At 72.2% G+C, this 20400-nt stretch carries 18 protein-coding genes; 11 read left to right on the top strand and 7 right to left on the bottom strand.

Annotated features, from left to right (window positions below):
• The first annotated feature begins 182 nt into the window (after positions 1–182).
• The gene (locus IE265_RS18145; RefSeq protein WP_190036644.1) at positions 183–1283 is read left to right on the top strand and encodes a class I SAM-dependent methyltransferase; all 1101 of its coding nucleotides are present in this window, start codon (positions 183–185) and stop codon (positions 1281–1283) included.
• Between the two features lie 347 nt (positions 1284–1630).
• Here the strand turns inward: IE265_RS18145 and IE265_RS18140 are convergent, their stop codons facing one another.
• Positions 1631–2830 (bottom strand): bifunctional adenosylcobinamide kinase/adenosylcobinamide-phosphate guanylyltransferase, encoded by a 1200-nt coding sequence (locus IE265_RS18140; RefSeq protein ID WP_190036643.1) that lies wholly within the window; start codon positions 2828–2830, stop codon positions 1631–1633.
• A gap of 283 nt (positions 2831–3113) precedes the next feature.
• Here IE265_RS18140 and IE265_RS18135 point away from each other — a divergent pair, with 283 nt between their 5' ends.
• On the top strand, positions 3114–3326 hold the full coding sequence (locus IE265_RS18135) for a hypothetical protein (protein ID WP_190036642.1): 213 nt from the start codon (positions 3114–3116) through the stop codon (positions 3324–3326).
• A gap of 168 nt (positions 3327–3494) precedes the next feature.
• On the opposite strand, the gene IE265_RS18130 is transcribed toward IE265_RS18135, so the two are convergent.
• Both IE265_RS18130 and IE265_RS18125 read right to left on the bottom strand, forming a co-directional pair.
• Complete coding sequence (locus IE265_RS18130; RefSeq protein ID WP_190036790.1) at positions 3495–4232, bottom strand: methyltransferase domain-containing protein; 738 nt, start codon at positions 4230–4232, stop codon at positions 3495–3497.
• A 47-nt stretch (positions 4233–4279) separates the two neighbouring features.
• Positions 4280–4906 carry a DUF3043 domain-containing protein gene (locus IE265_RS18125; protein WP_190036641.1) on the bottom strand — a complete coding sequence of 209 codons (627 nt, stop codon included), beginning with the start codon at positions 4904–4906 and terminating at the stop codon, positions 4280–4282.
• 277 nt (positions 4907–5183) lie between these two features.
• On the opposite strand from IE265_RS18125, the gene IE265_RS18120 reads away from it, so the two are divergent.
• From IE265_RS18120 to IE265_RS18100, 5 genes are all read left to right on the top strand, one after another.
• Positions 5184–5972, top strand: a complete 789-nt coding sequence (locus IE265_RS18120) for a PspA/IM30 family protein (RefSeq protein WP_190036789.1) — start codon at positions 5184–5186, stop codon at positions 5970–5972.
• A gap of 21 nt (positions 5973–5993) precedes the next feature.
• Complete coding sequence (gene pspAA, locus IE265_RS18115; protein WP_190036640.1) at positions 5994–6272, top strand: PspA-associated protein PspAA; 279 nt, start codon at positions 5994–5996, stop codon at positions 6270–6272.
• A 175-nt stretch (positions 6273–6447) separates the two neighbouring features.
• Positions 6448–7761 carry a sensor histidine kinase gene (locus tag IE265_RS18110; protein ID WP_190036639.1) on the top strand — a complete coding sequence of 438 codons (1314 nt, stop codon included), beginning with the start codon at positions 6448–6450 and terminating at the stop codon, positions 7759–7761.
• On the top strand, positions 7758–8441 hold the full coding sequence (locus tag IE265_RS18105) for a response regulator transcription factor (protein ID WP_190036638.1): 684 nt from the start codon (positions 7758–7760) through the stop codon (positions 8439–8441). The genes IE265_RS18110 and IE265_RS18105 overlap by 4 nt, the downstream gene beginning before the upstream one ends.
• Before the next feature lie 207 nt (positions 8442–8648).
• The gene (locus IE265_RS18100; RefSeq protein WP_190036637.1) at positions 8649–11792 is read left to right on the top strand and encodes an efflux RND transporter permease subunit; all 3144 of its coding nucleotides are present in this window, start codon (positions 8649–8651) and stop codon (positions 11790–11792) included.
• Positions 11793–11999: 207 nt separating this feature from the next.
• Here IE265_RS18100 and nadA read toward each other — a convergent pair whose 3' ends face one another.
• Positions 12000–13184, bottom strand: a complete 1185-nt coding sequence (gene nadA, locus IE265_RS18095; protein ID WP_190036636.1) for a quinolinate synthase NadA — start codon at positions 13182–13184, stop codon at positions 12000–12002.
• Positions 13185–13530: 346 nt separating this feature from the next.
• Here nadA and IE265_RS18090 point away from each other — a divergent pair, with 346 nt between their 5' ends.
• Positions 13531–13887 (top strand): HesB/IscA family protein, encoded by a 357-nt coding sequence (locus IE265_RS18090; protein ID WP_107018256.1) that lies wholly within the window; start codon positions 13531–13533, stop codon positions 13885–13887.
• Positions 13888–14081: 194 nt separating this feature from the next.
• On the opposite strand, the gene IE265_RS18085 is transcribed toward IE265_RS18090, so the two are convergent.
• Both IE265_RS18085 and IE265_RS18080 read right to left on the bottom strand, forming a co-directional pair.
• Positions 14082–15587 (bottom strand): hypothetical protein, encoded by a 1506-nt coding sequence (locus tag IE265_RS18085; protein WP_229916260.1) that lies wholly within the window; start codon positions 15585–15587, stop codon positions 14082–14084.
• A gap of 185 nt (positions 15588–15772) precedes the next feature.
• A complete protein-coding gene (locus IE265_RS18080) occupies positions 15773–15982 on the bottom strand; it encodes a hypothetical protein (RefSeq protein WP_190036635.1) in 210 nt (69 codons plus the stop codon).
• A gap of 153 nt (positions 15983–16135) precedes the next feature.
• Here IE265_RS18080 and IE265_RS18075 point away from each other — a divergent pair, with 153 nt between their 5' ends.
• Positions 16136–17110, top strand: coding sequence for a carbohydrate kinase family protein (locus tag IE265_RS18075; RefSeq protein ID WP_190036634.1), 975 nt, complete (start codon positions 16136–16138; stop codon positions 17108–17110).
• Positions 17111–17117: 7 nt separating this feature from the next.
• Here IE265_RS18075 and IE265_RS18070 read toward each other — a convergent pair whose 3' ends face one another.
• On the bottom strand, positions 17118–18503 hold the full coding sequence (locus IE265_RS18070; RefSeq protein ID WP_190036633.1) for a cysteine desulfurase/sulfurtransferase TusA family protein: 1386 nt from the start codon (positions 18501–18503) through the stop codon (positions 17118–17120).
• 327 nt (positions 18504–18830) lie between these two features.
• On the opposite strand from IE265_RS18070, the gene ctaC reads away from it, so the two are divergent.
• Positions 18831–19796 carry an aa3-type cytochrome oxidase subunit II gene (ctaC, locus tag IE265_RS18065; protein ID WP_190036632.1) on the top strand — a complete coding sequence of 322 codons (966 nt, stop codon included), beginning with the start codon at positions 18831–18833 and terminating at the stop codon, positions 19794–19796.
• Positions 19793–20400 (top strand): cytochrome c oxidase subunit I (locus tag IE265_RS18060; RefSeq protein WP_190036631.1); only part of this gene is annotated, 608 nt, incomplete at its 3' end. The genes ctaC and IE265_RS18060, both read left to right, overlap by 4 nt.

The following is a 20400-nucleotide window of genomic DNA, read 5'->3' as shown; positions in this document are numbered from 1 at the left end:
TCCTGACGGTCGGACCCCGCCCGGAAAGCCCTTTCCCGGACCGTTCCGCCCGGTGCCGCGAGCCGCTCCAGCCGCGCCCCGGTGTGCAGTGGATTGTCATACCGGTTTGTATGGGGTGGTAACCGTTCATATCAGGCTGTAAAGGGTCGTAGCGCGTTCGGACCGGCAGGAGCAGACAGACCATGCCCCCCACACCCCCCACCACCCAGGCCGTCGCCCGGCGCCGCGCCGCGTACCTCAGCGAACTCGCCCGGGGCACCGACCGCTTCCACGAACCGCGCAGACCCGACTGCCCCTGGTGCGGCTCCCGGCGGCTGCGCACCCGGCTGCGCACCCCGGACCTGCTCCAGCACAAGCCCGGCACCTTCGTCGTCGACGAGTGCGAGGACTGCGCCCACGCGTTCCAGAACCCCCGGCTCACCGCGGAGGGACTGGCCTTCTACTACCGGGACTTCCACGAGGGCCAGGACGCGCGGGCGGAGAACGAGACCTTCGCGGAGCGGATCCTGCGGGCCAGGGCCGGCCGCCGGCGCCACGAGGCGGCGGCCCGCTCCATGCTCCCGTTCCCCGAACCCGAGAGCTGGCTGGACGTCGGCACCGGCCACGGCCACTTCCCGGCGGCGGCCAAGGAGGTGCACACGTACACGTCCTTCGACGGGCTGGACGCCACCTCGCGCGTGGACGGGGCGCGGGCCGCGGGCCGGGTCGAGGAGGCGCACCGCGGCAGGCTGCCCGAACTGGCGGGGCGGCTGCGCGCCCGCTACGACGTGGTCAGCATGTTCCACCACCTGGAGCACAGTCCCGACCCGCGCGAGGAACTGCGCGCCGCCCTCACCGTGCTGCGCCCCGGCGGCCATCTGCTCGTCGAAGTCCCGGACCCGGACTGCGCGTTCGGCGCGCTGCTCGGCAAGTGGTGGGTGTCGTACTGCCAGCCGCAGCACCTGCACCTGATGCCTCTGCGCAACCTGCTCGGCGAACTCGACGAGCTGGGCTGCACGGTCGTCTCCACCGACCGCCGCGAACCGCACGTCCCCTACGACCTGACCGGCGCGCTCGCGCTCGCGATCGGCAACCGGCTGCCGGGCGGCGACGAACCTTGGCGCCCCGCCCCGCCGAGCGACCTGCAGCGCACCCTCCGCACGGCCCTCACCCGGGCCACCACCCCGCTGCTCGCCTCGGCGATCGTCCTGGACCACGCCCTGGCCCCGGTCCTGCGCCGCACGCGCTTCTCGAACGCCTACCGGATCATCGCCCGCAGGAACGCCCGCACCCCGACCCGCTGACCCCGACTCCCTGACCCCGACTCCCTGACCCCGACCCGCTGACCCCGACTCTCTGACCCCGACCCACTGATCCCGACTTTCTGCCGGCCGCTTGAACCAGCCCTCGACCCCGGCCCCCGATCCCGGTCCCCGACGACCGGGACGCCGAGACCCCGGCCCTCCGGCCGCGGACCCCCTGAGCCCCCGGCCCGGGACCCCGCCGCCGGCCCGGTACCGCCGCTCCCGGCCTCCGGCCGCGGCGGACCCCCCGGACGTGCCGGACCCTCCCCGCCGTGCGGGCGGCGGGGAGGGTCCGGCACCCTCGGTCGCAGCCGTCGGCCGACGGCTGCGACCGAGGGTGCCGGACGTCAGCCCTTGAGGGTGAGCGCCTGCCCCGCCACCACCAGCAGTACCTGCTCGCACTCGGCCGCGAACGCCGCGTTGAGGCGGCCCAGTTCGTCGCGGTACCGGCGGCCGGACGGAGTGGCGGGCACGATGCCGGAGCCGACCTCGTTCGAGACGGCGACCACCGTGCGGCGGGACTCGCGGACGGCGGCGGCCAGCTCCCGGACGCGGCTGCGCAGCGCGCGTTCGCCGCCGCCCGCCCACTCGTCGTCGTCCCACGCGTCCACGGCGTCCATCGCGTCCGTCAGCCACAGGGACAGGCAGTCCACGAGCAGCGGCGGGCCGTCCTCCTTCAGCAGGGGAACGAGGTCGCAGGTCTCGTCCGTGCGCCAGGAGCCGGGACGCCGCTCCCGGTGGGTGTGCACCCGGGCGGCCCACTCGCCGTCGCCGCCGCGCGTCCCGCCGGTCGCCACGTACAGCACGTCCGGGAAGCCCTCCAGGCGCCGCTCCGCCTCCACCGACTTCCCCGAGCGCGCCCCGCCGAGCACCAGCGTCCTGCGCGGTACGTCGGGCACGTCCTCGTACACCCCGACGGTCAGCGTCGTGCCGTCGGGGACCGCCCGCGCGCCCCAGGCGGCCAGCCTGCGCCGCAGCTCCCGGCCCGGCGGCACGTCGTGGTCGAGGTGCGCCGCGATCAGGTCGGTCGTGGGACCGACGGCCCCGGCGGCCCGCAGCCGGGCCACCGCGTCCGGGCGTCCCACGATGTCGGCGACCACCATGTCGTAGCGCTCAGAGGCCTCTTCGAGTCCCGCGGGCGCCGCGCCCGGCGGCAGGTACAGCAGCCGCTGCCCGTCGGGTCCCGTGACGGCGTATCCGGTGCCCGGCGCGTCCATCGGCACGGCCCGCACCCGATGGCCCGTCAGCAGGGCCAGTTCCCGCCCGTCCGGCACCCTGCCGGGCTGCGGGAGCCCGGCAGGCACCTCGACGGCGGGCCCGTCGTGCGGGTGCGAGAGCAGGACCTGGCGCACCCCGCCCAGGGAGTGCCCGGCACGGGCCGCGGCGAAGGCGGCCCCGGGCGTGAGGTCGAGGAGCAGCGAGCCGTCCACCAGCAGGGCGGTGGCCGCCCGCGCGTCGGGGCCCAGCGCCACGGCACAGGCCGCGCAGGGGCAGTCGGGACGGGGCAGCCCCGCGGGAGTACCGGTACCGAGCAGAGTGACTTCCACGGAAACGATTTTCCCGTGCCGGAGGACGTACTGCGCGACGGCGTACCGCAAAAGTGCGCGACGCGTGCCGTCCGCGGCCCCGGAGGCGGCCGCTCCGGCTCCGCCGGCCGGTCCCCGCGGGGTGCCCCGAGGGCGCGGTCCGGAGCCGGCGGGAGCGCCGGGCGCGACGCGTGCCCGGGCCACCGTGCTTCTCGACCTGCACCGTTGAACACCGGACGGTCGGCGGAACGCCTAGGCTTCGGCCAGAGGCCCGATCTTGCTCGGTAGTTTTTGGGAGGCTGACATGACGGCATGGACGTGGCGGTTCGAGAAGGCCGACGGGACGGAGGTCCAGCCCTCGGTCCAGCCCGAGGAGTTCACGACCCAGGGCGACGCGGAGTCCTGGCTCGGCGAGCACTGGAAGGAGCTGGCCGAGGGGGGAGCCGACCAGGTCCGGCTCTTCGAGGACGCCACCGAGATCTACGGCCCGATGAGCCTGCACGCCGAGGTCTCGTAAGCCCTCCCGGTCCGTACGCGAGGGGCCGCGCCGGTCGACCGGCGCGGCCCCTCGCGCCGTCCTCGGCACCCGTCCCCCCCGGCCACGACCCGCGCGGACGCCGGACCCGGCCACGACCCGCGCGGGCGCCGGACCCGGGGGCGGCCCGTCAGGCGCCGGGCGGCCGGGTCAGCCGCGGACGCCGCACAGGTGCAGCAGCGCCGCCACCCCGCGGTAGGGGTCGGTCCGCCCGGCCCGCTCCTCGGCGGCCAGCAGGACCTCCACGTCGTCCGGCACCTCGGCGTCGTCCGGGGCGGTGTCCGTGAAGACCCGCACCCCGTACCAGGCGTGCAGCGGCGCCCCGATCCCGGCGAGCGTGCCGGTGAGCGCGTCGAGCCGGTCGGCCCGGACGTCCAGCCCCAGCCTGTTCGTGTACGCGGTGCAGTCGAAGGAGGCCAGCGCGCCGGCCCAGTCGCCGCCCAGCCCCGGCCGCATGGCCAGCGCGTCGGCGTTCCGTACCAGCAGCGACAGCAGCCCGCCGGGTGCCAGCATGCGGGCCAGCCCCGCCACCAGGGCGTCGGGCTCCTCGACGTACATGAGCACGCCATGACAGAGCACGAGGTCGAAGCTCCCCGGCAGGAAGTGCACGCCGGTGTCACGCCCGTCGCCCTCGACGAGCCGCATCCGGCCGCGGATGCCCTCGGGCTCGGCGGCCAGGGCCTCCCGCGCCACGGCGAGCATCGTGGAGTCCTGCTCGACCCCGGTCACCTGGTGTCCGGCCCGGGCCAGCCGCAGCGCCTGCGTCCCCTGGCCCATGCCTACGTCGAGCACCCGCAGGCGCTGTCCCACCGGGAAGCGCCCGGCTATCTGCTCGTCGAGCTGCCGGGCGACGAGCTCCTGGCGTACGACATCGCGCAGCGCGCCCAGCTTGCTCAGCCAGGCATCCGCCGCACCCCCCGAGAAGGACGCCGCGCTCAGGGCCGCTCTCCGCGCTTCACCTGCGGCTTCGGCAGCCGGAGGCGACGCAACTGGAGGCTGCGCATCAGGGCGTACGCGACCGCGCCGCGCCTGGGCTCGTCGGGGTAACGGATGCCGATCTGCTTCCGCAGGCGGATCGCGATGCCGATCGAGTCGACCACGATCAGCACGATCACGAAGAGCCACAGCAGCAGCGCGATGTTCTGGAGCCTGGGAATCCGGACCATGCTCAGGACGAGGATGATCACGGCCAGCGGCAGGAAGAACTCGGCGATGCAGAACCGCGAGTCGACGAAGTCGCGCGCGAGCCGCCGCACCGGGCCCTTGTCCCTGGCGGGCAGATAGCGCTCGTCACCACTGGCCAGGGCCTGGCGCTGCCTCTCCATCTGGCCACGGCGTTCGTCGCGCTGCCGCTTGGCGGCCTCCTTGCGCGTCGTCGGCGTATTGGCCACGCTGCGGCGCTGGGACTGGGCCTCACTCCGCTTGGGCGTGGGCCGACCCTTGGGGGCCTGCGGGTGGCGGGTCTGAGTGGAGTCGGTCACCGGCGCCTTGTCGGCGCGGGCCTTCTCTTCCTTGGCACGGCTACGGAACACAAAACCCAAGGGTAATGGGTGCGGAGGCATGGACGGCTGCCGAGGTGGGAACGATCCGGCAACACCGCTCGTCTGTAGGGGCACGGAGGAGCCGAAAAGAGGGATCCGGCCCGTGGTTCCCCGGTCGACCCCGGGACGAACCCCGGGAGTCATCTACTCCCTACGCCGGAGCGGGGCCGTTCGCAGTCGTCCTTGGGGATGAGCGCATCCGTCCCCGAACAGTGCGGTAATGGATGCAGGGCCCGTACTGTGGGTTCTGTTGCAGTACCTGGAGCTGGAGTCCGTCAGAAGGGGGCGCGCGAAGCCCATGAGCGGTGTCATGAAGCGTATGGGAATGATCTTCCGCGCGAAGGCGAACAAGGCCCTTGACCGGGCCGAGGACCCGCGCGAAACCCTCGACTACTCGTACCAGAAGCAGCTCGAACTGCTGCAGAAGGTCCGCCGGGGTGTCGCCGACGTGGCGACCTCCCGCAAGCGCCTGGAACTGCAGCTGAACCAGCTCCAGGGCCAGTCCTCCAAGCTGGAGGACCAGGGCCGCAAGGCGCTCGCGCTCGGCCGTGAGGACCTGGCCCGGGAGGCGTTGTCCCGCCGGGCCGCCCTCCAGCAGCAGGTCACCGACCTGGAGACGCAGCACCAGACCCTCCAGGGCGAGGAGGAGAAGCTGACCCTCGCCGCCCAGCGCCTCCAGGCCAAGGTCGACGCCTTCCGCACGAAGAAGGAGACGATCAAGGCCACGTACACGGCCGCCCAGGCGCAGACCCGGATCGGCGAGGCCTTCTCCGGCATCTCCGAGGAGATGGGCGACGTCGGCATGGCCATCCAGCGGGCCGAGGACAAGACCGCGCAGCTCCAGGCCCGTGCCGGTGCCATCGACGAACTGCTCGCCTCGGGTGCGCTCGACGACCACTCGGGACTGGCGAAGGACGACATCCAGAGCGAGCTGGACCGGCTGTCCGGCGGTACGGACGTCGAGCTGGAGCTCCAGAGGATGAAGGCCGAACTGGCCGGCGGTTCCTCCCAGCAGGCGATCGAGGGCTCCAAGGACGAGCCCCGGACCACGCAGCCGCAGGACACTCCGCGCTTCGACAAGCAGTAGTCCCACGCCTAGGAGGGCGTCATGATCGTACGGATCATGGGGGAGGGACAGGTGAGGCTGGACGACGGCCACCTCGCCGGACTGAACAAGCTGGACGACGAACTCCTCACGGAGATGCGGTCCGGCGACGAGGAGGGCTTCCGGCGCACGCTGGGAGCGCTCCTCGACGCGGTGCGCAGCCTCGGCGTCCCGCTCCCGGACGACTCGCTCGAACCCTCCGGACTGATCCTGCCGTCGCCCGACGCGACCCTGGAAGAGGTCCGGGAGATGCTCGAGGACGACGGGCTCATCCCCGGCTGAGTCCCGGCGCCCCCGGACCCCTCCGGCCCTCCGCCGGGGCCACGTCCGGCGGGCGCCCACCGGCGCCCCGGCCCCCTCGGACGCCCCCTTCGGAAGATCCGCGCCGGGCGCGCGACGGGAGGGCCGGCCGTCCGCCGGTTCCACCTCCCGCCCGGGCCCCGTACGGTGAACAACCGTGAGCACACTGGATCGCGTACGGGACCACCTGCGGGCCCACCCGCTCGTGGTGGACGGAGCCCTCGCGGCGGCCGTCCTCGCGTGCATGGTCGCCGCCTCCTTCGCCGAGCCCCACGGCCACAGCGACACCACCTGGGGAACCCGCACGCCGGACGCCGGCGGCCTCGTCCTGATGGTGCTGGCCGCGGCGGCCCTCGTCCTGCGCCGCCGCAACCCCATGGGCGTCCTCGCCGTGACGGGCGCGCTGTCCGTCGCCGAGTCCGTCACCGGCGACCCGAGGGCCCCCGTCGCGATGTCCGCCGTCGTGGCCCTGTACACCGTGGCCTCGACCACCGACCGGCCCACCACCTGGCGCGTCGGCCTGCTCACCATGACGCTCCTCACCGGCATCGCGATGCTCGCCGGCCCCCAGCCCTGGTACGCGCAGGAGAACCTCGGCATCTTCGCCTGGACGGGCATGGCCGCCGCCGCGGGTGACGCGGTCCGCAGCCGGCGCGCCTTCGTCGACGCCATCAGGGAGCGCGCCGAGCGCGCCGAGCGCACCCGCGAGGAGGAGGCCAGGCGCCGCGTCGCCGAGGAGCGCCTGCGCATCGCACGCGACCTGCACGACGTCGTCGCGCACCACATCGCCCTGGTCAACGTGCAGGCCGGGGTCGCCGCGCACGTCATGGACAAGCGCCCGGACCAGGCCAAGGAGGCCCTCGCGCACGTCCGCGAGGCCAGCCGCTCCGCACTGGGCGAACTGCGTGCCACGGTCGGCCTGCTCAGGCAGTCGGGCGACCCCGAGGCCCCCACCGAACCGGCTCCCGGCCTGCACCGCCTCGACGAACTGGCCGGCACCTTCCGCAGCGCCGGGCTCCCCGTCGAGGTGGCCCGCAGCGACCAGGGCACCAGCCTGCCCGCCGCCGTCGACCTGGCCGCGTACCGGATCATCCAGGAGGCGCTCACCAACGTGCGCAAGCACGCGGGGTCCGGGGCGAGGGCCGAGGTCAGCGTCGTGCGCGTGGGCACCGACGTGGAGATCAGCGTCCTGGACGACGGGCCGGGCGACGACGCCCCTGCCCGCCCGGAGGAGAACGGCGGGCACGGGCTCCTCGGCATGCGCGAGCGGGTCTCCGCGCTCGGCGGCACCTGCACCGCGGGACCCCGATACGGAGGCGGCTTCCGGGTCCATGCGATCCTGCCTCTCAAGAGCCGCACCGGAAGCACGGCCTCCATGGCCGCAACCGGCTCCGGTCGCGCGGTGGCCACGGCCGCCGAGCCCAGCAGCGCGGCGGCCGTGCCCAAGGCATCCACGGGGGACCCCGCATGACCATCCGCGTCCTGCTCGCAGACGACCAGGCACTGCTGCGCAGCGCGTTCCGCGTGCTGGTCGACTCCGAGCCCGACATGGAGGTCGTCGGCGAGGCCGCGGACGGCGCGGAGGCGGTCCGCCTCGCCCGCGAGGAGCGCGCCGACGTCGTCCTGATGGACATCCGCATGCCCGGTACGGACGGTCTCGCCGCGACCCGGCTCATCAGCGCCGACCCGGGCCTCGCGCACGTGCGCGTCGTGATGCTGACGACCTTCGAGGTCGACGAGTACGTCGTGCAGTCGCTGCGGGCCGGTGCCTCGGGCTTCCTCGGCAAGGGCTCCGAGCCGGACGAGCTCCTCAACGCCATCCGGGTCGCCGCGGGCGGCGAGGCTCTGCTGTCACCGGCGGCGACCAAGGGCCTGATCGCCAGGTTCCTCGCGCAGGGCGACGGCGCCGACGAGGACCGGGACCCCTCCCGCGCCGAGCGGCTGGAGGCGCTGACCGTGCGTGAGCGCGAAGTCCTCGTCCAGGTCGCCGGCGGGCACTCGAACGACGAGATCGCCGAACGCCTGGAGGTCAGCCCGCTGACCGTGAAGACCCACGTCAACCGGGCCATGGCCAAACTCGGGGCCCGCGACCGGGCCCAGCTCGTCGTGATCGCCTACGAGTCCGGACTGGTACGACCGAGGGTGGAGTGAGCTCCACCCGTACGTACTGCGGTCGCGGTATGCCCCGCATAAGGAAACGGGACCTGGGGGCGACGGTCGGGGCCGTTCCCATGGCTCAGAGTGATACACGAACGCTCACATGAGCCCGTTCCGCCGCTCAGGCCCCATTCCGTCATTCCGCTTCGTCCCGCCCCTTCGCTCCACAGCGTCGAACCACAGAAGAGAGACCCGACACCCATGTCCTGGCTGTCCAGATTCAGCCTCGCGCAACGGGCCCTGATAGGGCTGATGTCGATCATCGCCGTCGCCTTCGGGGCGATCGCGATCCCGCAGCTCAAGCAGCAGCTGCTGCCGACCATCGAACTGCCCATGGTGTCGGTCCTCGCGCCGTACCAGGGCGCGTCCCCGGACGTGGTCGAGAAGCAGGTCGTCGAACCCGTCGAGGACGCGCTCGAAGCGGTCGACGGGATCACGGGCGTCACCTCCACGGCCAGCGAGGGCAACGCCCTGATCATGGCCTCGTTCGACTACGGCAACGGCACCGACCGGATCGTCGCCGACGTCCAGCAGGCCGTGAACCGCGCCCGCGCGCAGCTTCCCGACGACGTGGACCCGCAGGTCGTCGCGGGTTCCACCGACGACATCCCGACCGTGGTCCTCGCCGTGACCTCCGACAAGGACCAGCAGGCCCTCGCGGACCAGCTCGACCGGTCGGTCGTCCCCGCGCTGAAGGACATCGACGGCGTCGGCCAGGTCACGATCGACGGCGTGCAGGACGTCGAGGTCTCGGTCACGCCCGACGACAAGAAGCTCGCCAAGGCGCGCCTGACCACCGCCGCGCTCGGCCAGGCCCTCCGGGCCGGCGGCGCGACCGTCCCGGCCGGCTCCTTCGACGAGGGCGGCAGCAACCGCACCGTCCAGGTCGGCGGCGGCTTCACCTCGCTGGAGCAGATCGAGGACCTGATGGTCACCGGCGGGCCCGGCGGCGGCAAGCCGGTGCGCCTCGGTGACGTGGCCACCGTCGAGGAGACGCTCGCCGCGACGCAGTCCATCACCCGCACGAACGGCAGCCCCAGCCTCGCCGTCGCCGTCACGATGGACCACGACGGCAGCGCCGTCGCGGTCTCGGAAGCGGTCCAGGACAAGCTTCCCGGCCTGCGCGAGGACCTGGGTTCGGGCGCCGAGCTGACGGTCGTCAGCGACCAGGGCCCGGCGGTCTCCAAGTCCATCAACGGACTCACCACCGAGGGCGCCCTGGGTCTGCTCTTCGCGGTCCTGGTGATCCTGGTCTTCCTGGCGTCGGTCCGCTCGACGCTGGTCACCGCGGTCTCCATTCCGCTCTCGGTCGTCCTCGCGCTGATCGTGCTGTGGGTCCGGGACGAGTCGCTCAACATCCTGACCCTGGGCGCCCTGACCATCGCCATCGGCCGGGTCGTCGACGACTCGATCGTGGTGCTGGAGAACATCAAGCGGCACCTCGGCTACGGCGAGGAGCGCCAGGAGGCGATCCTCAAGGCCGTACGCGAGGTCGCGGGCGCCGTGACCTCCTCGACGCTCACCACGGTCGCCGTCTTCCTGCCGATCGGTCTGACCGGCGGCATGGTCGGCGAGCTGTTCGGCTCGTTCTCGCTGACGGTCACGGCGGCCCTGCTGGCCTCGCTGCTCGTCTCGCTGACGGTCGTCCCGGTGCTCTCGTACTGGTTCCTGCGTGCCCCCAAGGACGTACGCGGCGCCGACCCGGAGGAGGCCCGCCGCAGGGCCGAGGAGAAGGAGGAGCGCAGCCGCCTCCAGCGCTTCTACGTGCCGGTGCTGCGCTTCGCGACCCGTCGCAGGCTCACCAGTGTGCTCATCGCGGTGGCCGTGCTGCTCGGCACGTTCGGCATGGCGCCCCTGCTGAAGACGAACTTCTTCGACCAGGGCGAGCAGGAGATCCTCACCGTCAAGCAGGAGTTGAAGCCCGGCACCAGCCTGGCGGCGACCGACGCTTCGGCGAAGAGGATCGAGAAGATGCTCGACGGCGTCAAGGGCGTCGAGGACTACCAGGTCACCGTCGGCTCCTCCGGCTTCCTGGCCGCGTTCGGCGGCGGTACGGACACCAACCAGGCGTCCTACACGGTCACTGTCGCGGACTCGGCGTCGTTCGACGACGTCCAGGACGGCATCGAGGAGGGGCTCGGCAAGCTCTCCGGAGTCGGTACGACCACGGTCGCGGCCGGTGACGGCTTCGGCAGCCAGGACCTGAGCGTCGTGGTGAAGGCCGCCGACGCCGACGTGCTCCGCAAGGCCTCGGAGGAGGTCCGGGACGCGGTCGCCGGACTCGACGACGTCACGGACGTCACGAGCAACCTGGCGCAGTCCGTGCCGCGGATCTCGGTGAAGGCCAACGACAAGGCGGCCGCCGCCGGATTCGACGACGCCACCCTCGGCGCGGCCGTGGCCCAGGCGGTGCGCGGCACCACCAGCGGCAAGGCGATCCTGGACGACACCGAGCGCAACGTGGTCATCAAGTCGGCGAAGCCGGCCGAGACCCTGTCCCAGCTGCGGAGCCTGAAGCTCGGGCCCGTGAAGCTCGGTGACATCGCGACGGTGAAGCTGGTCGACGGCCCCGTGTCGATGACCCGCATCGACGGGCAGCGCGCCGCGACCATCTCGGCCAAGCCGACGGGCGACAACACGGGGGCGGTCAGCGCCGCCCTCACCGCGAAGCTCGACACGCTGAAGCTGCCGGCCGGTGCCACGGCCGCCATCGGCGGTGTGTCCGAGGACCAGGACGACGCGTTCGCCTCCCTGGGCCTCGCGATGCTGGCGGCGATCGCGATCGTCTTCATGCTGCTGGTCGCGACCTTCCGGTCCCTGATCCAGCCGCTGATCCTGCTCGTCTCGATCCCGTTCGCGGCGACGGGCGCGATCGGGCTGCTGGTGCTGACGGGAACGCCGATGGGCGTGCCGTCGATGATCGGCATGCTGATGCTCATCGGCATCGTCGTCACCAACGCGATCGTGCTGATCGACCTGATCAACCAGTACCGCGCACAGGGCTACGGCATCGTCGAAGCCGTGGTGGAGGGCGGCAGGCACCGTCTGCGCCCGATCCTGATGACGGCGCTGGCCACGATCTTCGCGCTGCTGCCGATGGCGCTGGGCATCACCGGCGAGGGCGGCTTCATCGCCCAGCCGCTGGCAGTGGTGGTGATCGGCGGTCTGATCACGTCGACGCTGCTGACCCTGCTCCTGGTGCCGACGCTCTACGCGATGGTCGAGCTCCGCAAGGAGCGCCGGGCGAAGAAGAAGGCGGCGAAGCGGGAGAAGAAGGCCGGGGTGCCGGACCAGGCCTCCGGCGCGGACGCCGACTCCGGGGACCCGGAACCGGCGAAGGTCTGACCGACGGGGACGCGGCCGCCCGGGGCACCGGGCGGCCGCGTCCCGAACGGCCAGGCGGGCCGCACGTCGCGGCTGCCCGGCCGCCCGAGGTCCCGTACGTGAATGGGGCGCCCCTCACCAGGAGGGGCGCCCCATTCACGTACGCGGAGAGACGCGTGACCGGCGGCCGCGGCCCCTTGCGCAAGGGGCCGCGGGCGGGCTGCGGGACTACGGAAGGGCGAGCATCCGCTCCAGCGCCAGCTTCGCGAACTGCTCGGTCTCCCGGTCCACCTCGATGCGGTTCACCAGCTTGCCCTCGGCCAGGGACTCCAGGGTCCAGACGAGGTGCGGGAGGTCGATGCGGTTCATGGTCGAGCAGAAGCAGACCGTCTTGTCGAGGAAGACGATCTCCTTGCCCTCGGGGGCGAAACGGTTCGCCAGCCTGCGGACGAGGTTCAGCTCCGTGCCGATGGCCCACTTCGAACCGGCCGGGGCCGCCTCCAGGGCCTTGATGATGTACTCCGTGGAACCCACCTGGTCCGCCGCCGCGACGACCTCGTGCCGGCACTCGGGGTGGACGAGGACGTTGACGCCCGGGATGCGCTCGCGCACGTCGTTCACCGAGTCCAGGCTGAAGCGGCCGTGGACCGAGCAGTGGCCCCGCCACAGGATCATCTTCGCGTCGCGCAGCTGCTCGGGGGTGAGCCCGCCGTTCGGCTTGTGGGGGTTGTAGAGGACGCAGTCCTCCAGCGTCATCCCCATGTCGCGGACCGCGGTGTTGCGGCCGAGGTGCTGGTCGGGGAGGAACAGGACCTTCTCGCCCTGCTCGAACGCCCACTCCAGCGCCTTCCGGGCGTTGGAGGACGTGCAGATCGTGCCGCCGTGCTTGCCCGTGAACGCCTTGATGTCGGCGGACGAGTTCATGTAGGACACCGGCACGACCTGGTCGGCCACCCCGGCCTCGGTCAGCACGTCCCAGCACTCGGCGACCTGCTCGGCGGTGGCCATGTCGGCCATCGAGCATCCGGCGGCCAGGTCCGGCAGGACCACCTTCTGGTCGTCGGAGGTCAGGATGTCCGCCGACTCGGCCATGAAGTGCACACCGCAGAAGACGATGTACTCGGCCTCGGGGCGCGCGGCTGCGTCGCGGGCCAGCTTGAAGGAGTCGCCCGTGACGTCCGCGAACTGGATGACCTCGTCGCGCTGGTAGTGGTGGCCGAGGACGAAGACCTTGTCCCCGAGCTTCTCCTTGGCCGCGCGGGCGCGCTCCACCAGGTCCGGGTCGGACGGCGAGGGCAGGTCACCGGGGCACTCGACGCCGCGTTCGCTCCGCGGGTCGGCCTCGCGGCCGAGGAGCAGCAGGGCGAGGGGCGTCGGCTGTACGTCGAGTTCCTGGGTCTGGGCGGTGGTCACGACACGCACCCTTTCTGTTTCTGCGGCTCGCTTGGATCGACTGGAACGACCAAGCGGAACAAGTCTTTTCGTCGAAATGACGCTATCTATCATAACCGCTTCACGTCACTTTGACGATGGCCATAGTGTCCATGTGACGTGAATCCCGCGGCCCCGGCCGGCACCCCGCCCCGGGCCCACGAGGTGCCCGCCGGGGGTTGTCCACAGGACGTTTTCCGCTTTCCGGCGTGTGTGCGAGCATGAAGGGAGAGAAGCCAAAGACACACGCTCGGCCCGGAATGAATCCGCGGCCCCGCCGGTTGCAACCGTCGGCAAGCAGTCTCCGTACAACCCGGGAGAGAAGCAGATGTCCGTATCGGACGAGACCACCACCGTGAGCGACGGCATCCTCCTGTCGGACGCCGCCGCGGCCAAGGTCAAGGGCCTGCTGGAGCAGGAGGGCCGCGACGACCTGGCGCTGCGCGTCGCCGTCCAGCCCGGCGGCTGCTCGGGCCTGCGGTACCAGCTCTTCTTCGACGAGCGCTCGCTCGACGGTGACGTCGTCAAGGACTTCGGCGGTGTGAAGGTCGTCACGGACCGCATGAGCGCTCCGTACCTGGGCGGCGCCTCCATCGACTTCGTCGACACCATCGAGAAGCAGGGCTTCACGATCGACAACCCGAACGCGACGGGCTCCTGCGCCTGCGGCGACTCCTTCAGCTAGGCGGCCCGGTCCGCGCGGCGGCAGGCCCACGGCCGCCGCGCGCACGGACGACCCGCTCGCACGAAAGGCGGCGCCCCCTCCAACGGGGCGCCGCCTTTCGCGTGCCGTGAGCCACCTGGGCCGCGTGGGCCGCGTGGACCCCCGCGGGTCCCGGCCGCCGCCCGTGCCGCGTTCGCGGCCGGGCGGTCCTCCCGTCAGCGCGCGGACGGGGTGGCGGGCTCCGGCAGGTCCTTCTCGTCCGGCACCGCGTGGCCGTCCGTGCCGGCCACCTTCCGGTCGCCGAGCGGTTCGTCGAGCCGGATCGTCTCGTGGAAGACCTTGGCCATCAGGATGCAGACCTCGCCCTCCCAGGGCTTCGCGATCACCCGGACCTCCACCGTTCCGCCGCCCTCGTCGGCCGAGGCGGAGTAGTCGCTGCACACCCCGCCGGTGAAGCGCACGGTCAGCTCCCTGCCGTCGGCGCTGTAGCCCTCGACCCGGACGTCGTGCTCCTTGTTCCCGTCCCGCCCGCTCGGCCGGGGTGTCGCGGACGTGCCGCCCCCGGGTGCCTCGGCCAGGTACTTCGGGTCGACGGCGGGATGCGCGACGACCGAGTTCTCGGTGGCCCCGGCGGGCCGTACCTCGAAGAGCCACGACGGCACCAGCGCCTGCCGCCCGTCCACCTGGTGCGCGGCCAGCCCGAACACGGCTCCCTCGACGGGTACCGACGCGGGCCGGGGTGCGGCGGTCGCCGTCCCGGACGCCCCGCAGGGCGACTGCTCCCCGTCCTCCAGCGGCACGGGGCTCGCGCAGCCCCCGATCCCGCCGCGTGCGCCACCGCCGCCGGACCGGTTCAGCAGGTCGAGCGCCTCGCGGGCGCCGACGACGGGGTACGTGTCCCCCTTCACCGGTGCCTTCAACTGGCCGCTGCCGCCGACGACCTGGCCGTCGGGGGCGATCTGGACGCCGGTCGCCCAGCCGTACGTCGGCAGGCCGCCGAACCGCGGCTGCGCGTCCACCACGCGCACCGAGCCGATGAGCGCGCTCGCGTCGAGCTTCGCGTCGTCCTGGCCCACCGCCCTCAGGACGGTGGCCGCGGCCTTCTTCGCCCGCGCCTCGCCGACCGGGTCGGCCCCGGACTTCCCGGTGGGCCTGTCCTCGCAGACCGTGGTGCTCCGGCAGTCGTCGGTGCGGGGCGCGAAGCGGTTGAACGTCCAGGAGCCGGGCGCCTCCCCGGACACCCGCAGGCCGGGCCCGAAGCCGTCCTTGGTGGCACCGACCTTCCAGGCGCCGCCCTCCTTCTTCGGCGTGCCCTCCACGCCCAGGGCCTTCGCCAGCCGCTTCACCTCGGCCGCCGTGACCTCGCCCCTCGCGTGCCGTACGGCCGCCGAGGACGGTCCGGCGGGGAGCTTGCCGTCGGCCCGGTAGAACACGCCGTTCGGATCGGGCTCGCCGGGCGCGATGCCGTTCGTGCCACCCGTGCCGCCCCCGGTGCCGCCGTCCAGGACGAGGGGTTCGGGCGTGCCGTCGCCGCCGGGCGCGGCGGAGCCGTTCCCGCCGTCACCGCCGCCGCCGGCGGTCGTGGCGTAGTAGGCGCCGCCGCCTCCGGCGAGCAGCACCGCGGCCGCGACCGAGACGACGGCCAGCGGCGAGCGCCGTCGGCGCGGCCTGTCCTCGTCGGCGGCCTCGGCCGCGTCGTTGCCGGGTCGCTCGGTGTCCACCGCATCGCTCCTTCTGCCGCCCGCGGTCCCGCGGGGCCCGCGCCACGACCGGGGTCGGGGCGCGGCGGGGTCGTATCCCGCATCCCCTCTACGGGGGACAGCCATGGGACGCGGCGGGGGAGCGCACGGTTCCCTGCCGGGCGCCGTTCGCGTGCGGAACCCGCGCGGTCGCGGTCCCGCGCGCGTCAGTCGCCGTAGTCGGACATGGCGTCGAGCAGCCGGGCTGACTTCGGCGGCACGGTCACTCCGTGGATGAGGGACGGGGAGACGGGGAGCGGGGTGATCCGGGCGGGGGCCGTCCAGTGCGGGGCCATGCGGGCGCAGTCGCCCCTGAGTGCCGCGAGATCGCCGTCGAGGTCGCGCGGGGCGCCGCCATGGATCTTGAGGTTCGTCATACCGGAACCGTAAGCACCGGAAGGCTCACGAAAAAAGCCCTACTATCGGGTAGTTTTGCCTGCTCGAAGTCGGGTGGAGTCAACACTCGCCGCCCGCCGGGACCCGGTAGCGTGAACTGTCAATCCCCCTCCTCGCAGGAGTGTGTCCTAGCCGTGCGTATCGCAGTCTCCGGCTCCATCGCCACCGACCACCTCATGACCTTCCCCGGCCGCTTCGCCGACCAGCTGGTCGCGGACCAGCTGCACACGGTCTCCCTCTCCTTCCTGGTCGACAATCTGGACGTGCGCCGGGGCGGCGTGGGCGCGAACATCGCCTTCGGCATGGGCCAGCTCGGCTCCTCGCCCGTCCTGGTCGGAGCCGCCGGCTCCGACTTCGACGAGTACCGCGCCTGGCTGGAGCGGCACGGCGTCGACACCGCGTCCGTGCGGATCTCCGACGTCCTGCACACCGCGCGCTTCGTCTGCACCACGGACGCCGACCACAACCAGATCGGCTCCTTCTACACCGGCGCGATGAGCGAGGCCCGCCTCATCGAGCTCAAGGCGGTCGCCGACCGTGTGGGCGGCCTCGACCTCGTCCTGATCGGCGCGGACGACCCGGAGGCGATGCTGCGCCACACCGAGGAGTGCCGCAGCCGCTCGATCCCGTTCGCCGCCGACTTCTCGCAGCAGATCGCGCGGATGAACGGCGAGGAGATCGGCACGCTCCTCGACGGGGCGACCTACCTCTTCTCCAACGAGTACGAGAAGGGGCTCATCGAGTCCAAGACCGGCTGGAGCGACGCCGAGATCCTCTCGAAGGTCGGCCACCGCGTGACGACCCTCGGATCGCGCGGGGTGCGCATCGAGGGCGTCGGCGTGGACCCGATCGAGGTCGGCGTGCCCGAGGAGGAGGCGAAGGTGGACCCGACGGGTGTCGGTGACGCCTTCCGGGCCGGCTTCCTGTCCGGTCTGGCCTGGGGCGTCGGGCACGAGCGCGCCGCGCAGGTCGGCTGCATGCTCGCGACCCTCGTCATCGAGACCAAGGGCACGCAGGAGTACCAGCTGAGCCGCTCGCACTTCCTGGACCGGTTCACCAAGGCGTACGGGGACGACGCGGCCGTCGAGGTCCGGCGCCACCTGCCGTAGTCCGGCGCTACGGAGCGAGCCGGCGGACCACGTAGGCCGTTCCCCGGTCCGCCGGCTCCTCTCCCACGTACTCCTGGCCCCGCATCTCGCACCACGCCGGGATGTCCAGGCGGGCCGCCTCGTCGTCCGACAGGACGCGGACCGTGCCGCCGACCGGCACGTCGTCGATCACCTTGGCGAGTTCGATCACCGGGATCGGGCAGCGCCTGCCGAGGGTGTCGACGACCAGGTCGTCGCCCAGGACGGACACCGGGGAGGCGGGCCCCGCCGAGCCCAGCTTCTCCCGGACCGCCGCCACCGTACGGGGCAGGACCTCCAGGAAGCGGTCCACCTCCTCGGCGGGAGTGCCCAGGGGCAGGGACACCCGGACGTTGCCCTCGCTCAGCACGCCCATCGCCTTCAGGACATGGCTGGGCGTCAGCGTGCTGCTGGTGCAGGACGAGCCGGACGACACCGAGAAGTCGGCACGGTCCAGCTCGTGCAGCAGTGTCTCCCCGTCGACATGGAGACAGGAGAAGGTGAGGAGATGGGGGAGCCGGTGCACCGGGTCGCCCACCACCTGCACGTCCGGGACCAGTTCGGGCACCCTGGCCCGGATCAGGTCCGTCAGCTCCCGCAGCCGGGCAGACTCGGCCGCGGCCTGCGCCCGTACGGCACGCAGGGCCGCCGCGGCCGCCACGATCCCGGGGATGTTCTCGAAACCGGGAGCACGGCCCGACTCCCGTTCGTCGGTGGGGCCTTGGGGCGCGTACCGCACTCCCTTCCGCACGGCGAGCAGCCCCACCCCGGCCGGCCCGCCCCATTTGTGGGCGCTGCCCGTCAGCAGTGACCAGCCGGCCTGCACCGGCCCCCAGGGCAGCGACTGGGCCGCGTCCACCAGGAGGGGCACTCCCGCCGCGCGGCACGCGTCGGCCACGGCGGCCACCGGCTGCTCGGTGCCCACCTCGTGGTTGGCGGACTGGAGGCAGGCGAGAGCGGTGTCGGGGCGCAGGGCCTCGGCGTAGGCGGCGGGAGAGACCGCGCCCGAGCGCAGAACGGGCACTTCGGACACGGTTCCGCCGTCGGCGAGGTGCGCCTGCGCCGAATGGAGTACCGAAGAATGTTCGACCGCCGACACGATCAGGTGGCGTCCGACGCGACGGCGCCCTGCCAGGGCGCCCGCCGTCGCCGCGTGCACGGCCCGGGTGCCCGACGAGGTGAAGACCAGTTCGTCGGGGCGGCAGCCCACGGCCTCGGCGGCCGCCTCGCGCGCGGCGTCCAGCAGCAGCCGGGCCCTGCGCCCCTCGCGGTAGAGGCGGGCGGGATCGGCCCAGCCCTCGTCCAGGGAGGCCTGCAGGGCCTGGCGGGCCACGGGATGGAGGGGGGCGGAGGATGCGGCGTCGAAGTAGGACACCCCGCCACGCTAACGCTCCGTCGGGGCGGGACCCCACGGGCGGTCGGCCGCCCGCCGGGTGCCGGCCGGCGGGCCGGGGCGCCCGGCTCCCCGCCCCCGGTGCGGACCGGGCGCCCTAGGGCCCGTCAGAAGTGGGCCGGAGTCGCCCATTCCACCCCTTCGGGGTGTCCGGCGGCGCGTTGGGGACCCTCCCCGCGCGACCCCAAAAAGCGTCCAGTAGGGTTTGGTCCGCATAAACATCCAAACCCCTGCCCGACGCAGGGCGGCGACCGACCAGCGAGAAGGCCGCAGCCAACAGCGCGGGCGAGACTCTCGGGAAGGCGCTACGTGAGTCCCAACGGCTCCGACCGCTCGCCGCGGCGCCCGATGCGGCGGAAGCTGCTGCAGGCATTGACTGCGGGCCTGGTCCTGGCGACAGCCACCGGTTGCTCGTACAACTGGGAAGACTTCCCCCGCCTTGGTATGCCCACTCCGACCACGGAAGAGGCTCCGCGGATCCTCTCCCTGTGGCAGGGGTCCTGGGCGGCCGCGCTCGCCACCGGCGTGCTGGTATGGGGCCTGATCCTGTGGAGCACCATGTACCACAGGCGCAGCCGCACCAAGGTCGAGGTGCCTCCGCAGACCCGGTACAACATGCCGATCGAGGCGTTGTACACCGTGGTCCCGCTCATCATCGTCTCGGTGCTCTTCTACTTCACGGCTCGTGACGAGTCGAAGATCCTCAGCCTCGACGAGAAGCCCGATGTGACGGTCAACGTCGTCGGCTTCCAGTGGAGCTGGGGCTTCAACTACGTCGAGGACGTCCCCGGTTCGTCCGGGAACGCCAAGACGGACCCCAACCTGGCGGCCATCCCGGACCGGTTCAAGGCCGAGTTCCCGGCCAACGCCGGCGGTGTCTACGACGTCGGCACGCCCGGCACGACGAACCCCCAGACGGGCAACCCCGGTCCGACCCTCTGGCTCCCCAAGGGCAAGACGGTCCGCTTCGTCCTCACTTCGCGTGACGTCATCCACTCCTTCTGGGTGGTGCCGTTCCTCATGAAGCAGGACGTCATTCCGGGCCACACCAACGCCTTCCAGGTGACCCCCAACAAGGAGGGCACCTTCCTGGGCAAGTGCGCCGAGCTCTGCGGCGTCGACCACTCCCGGATGCTCTTCAACGTGAAGGTCGTCTCTCCCGAGCGCTACGAGGCCCACCTCAAGGAGCTCGCCGAGAAGGGTCAGACCGGTTACGTCCCGGCCGGCATCGAGCAGACGGACCACGAGAAGAACCGGGAGACGAACAACCTGTGAGCATCCTCAACGAACCTCAGGGTGCCGCCGCGGCTGAAGACTCGTACGAGAACGAGTTGCCGGTGCGGCGCAAGCAGCCCGGCAACGTCGTGGTCAAGTGGCTCACCACCACGGACCACAAGACCATCGGCACGCTCTACCTGGTCACGTCGTTCGCGTTCTTCTGCATCGGCGGCGTCATGGCGCTCTTCATGCGCGCCGAACTGGCCCGTCCCGGCACGCAGTTCATGTCGAACGAGCAGTTCAACCAGGCGTTCACGATGCACGGCACGATCATGCTGCTGATGTTCGCGACGCCGCTGTTCGCCGGTTTCACCAACTGGATCATGCCGTTGCAGATCGGTGCGCCGGATGTGGCGTTCCCGCGGCTGAACATGTTCGCGTACTGGCTGTACCTGTTCGGGTCGCTGATCGCGGTGGGTGGTTTCCTCACGCCGCAGGGTGCGGCGGACTTCGGTTGGTTCGCGTACAGCCCGTTGTCGGACGCGGTGCGTTCGCCGGGTATCGGCGCGGACATGTGGATCATGGGTCTGGCGTTCTCGGGTTTCGGCACGATCCTGGGCGCGGTCAACTTCATCACGACGATCATCTGCATGCGGGCTCC

This window comes from Streptomyces fructofermentans, from assembly GCF_014651055.1.
GTDB lineage: Bacteria > Actinomycetota > Actinomycetes > Streptomycetales > Streptomycetaceae > Streptomyces > Streptomyces fructofermentans.
This window is presented reverse-complemented; position numbering and strand designations above follow the sequence as displayed.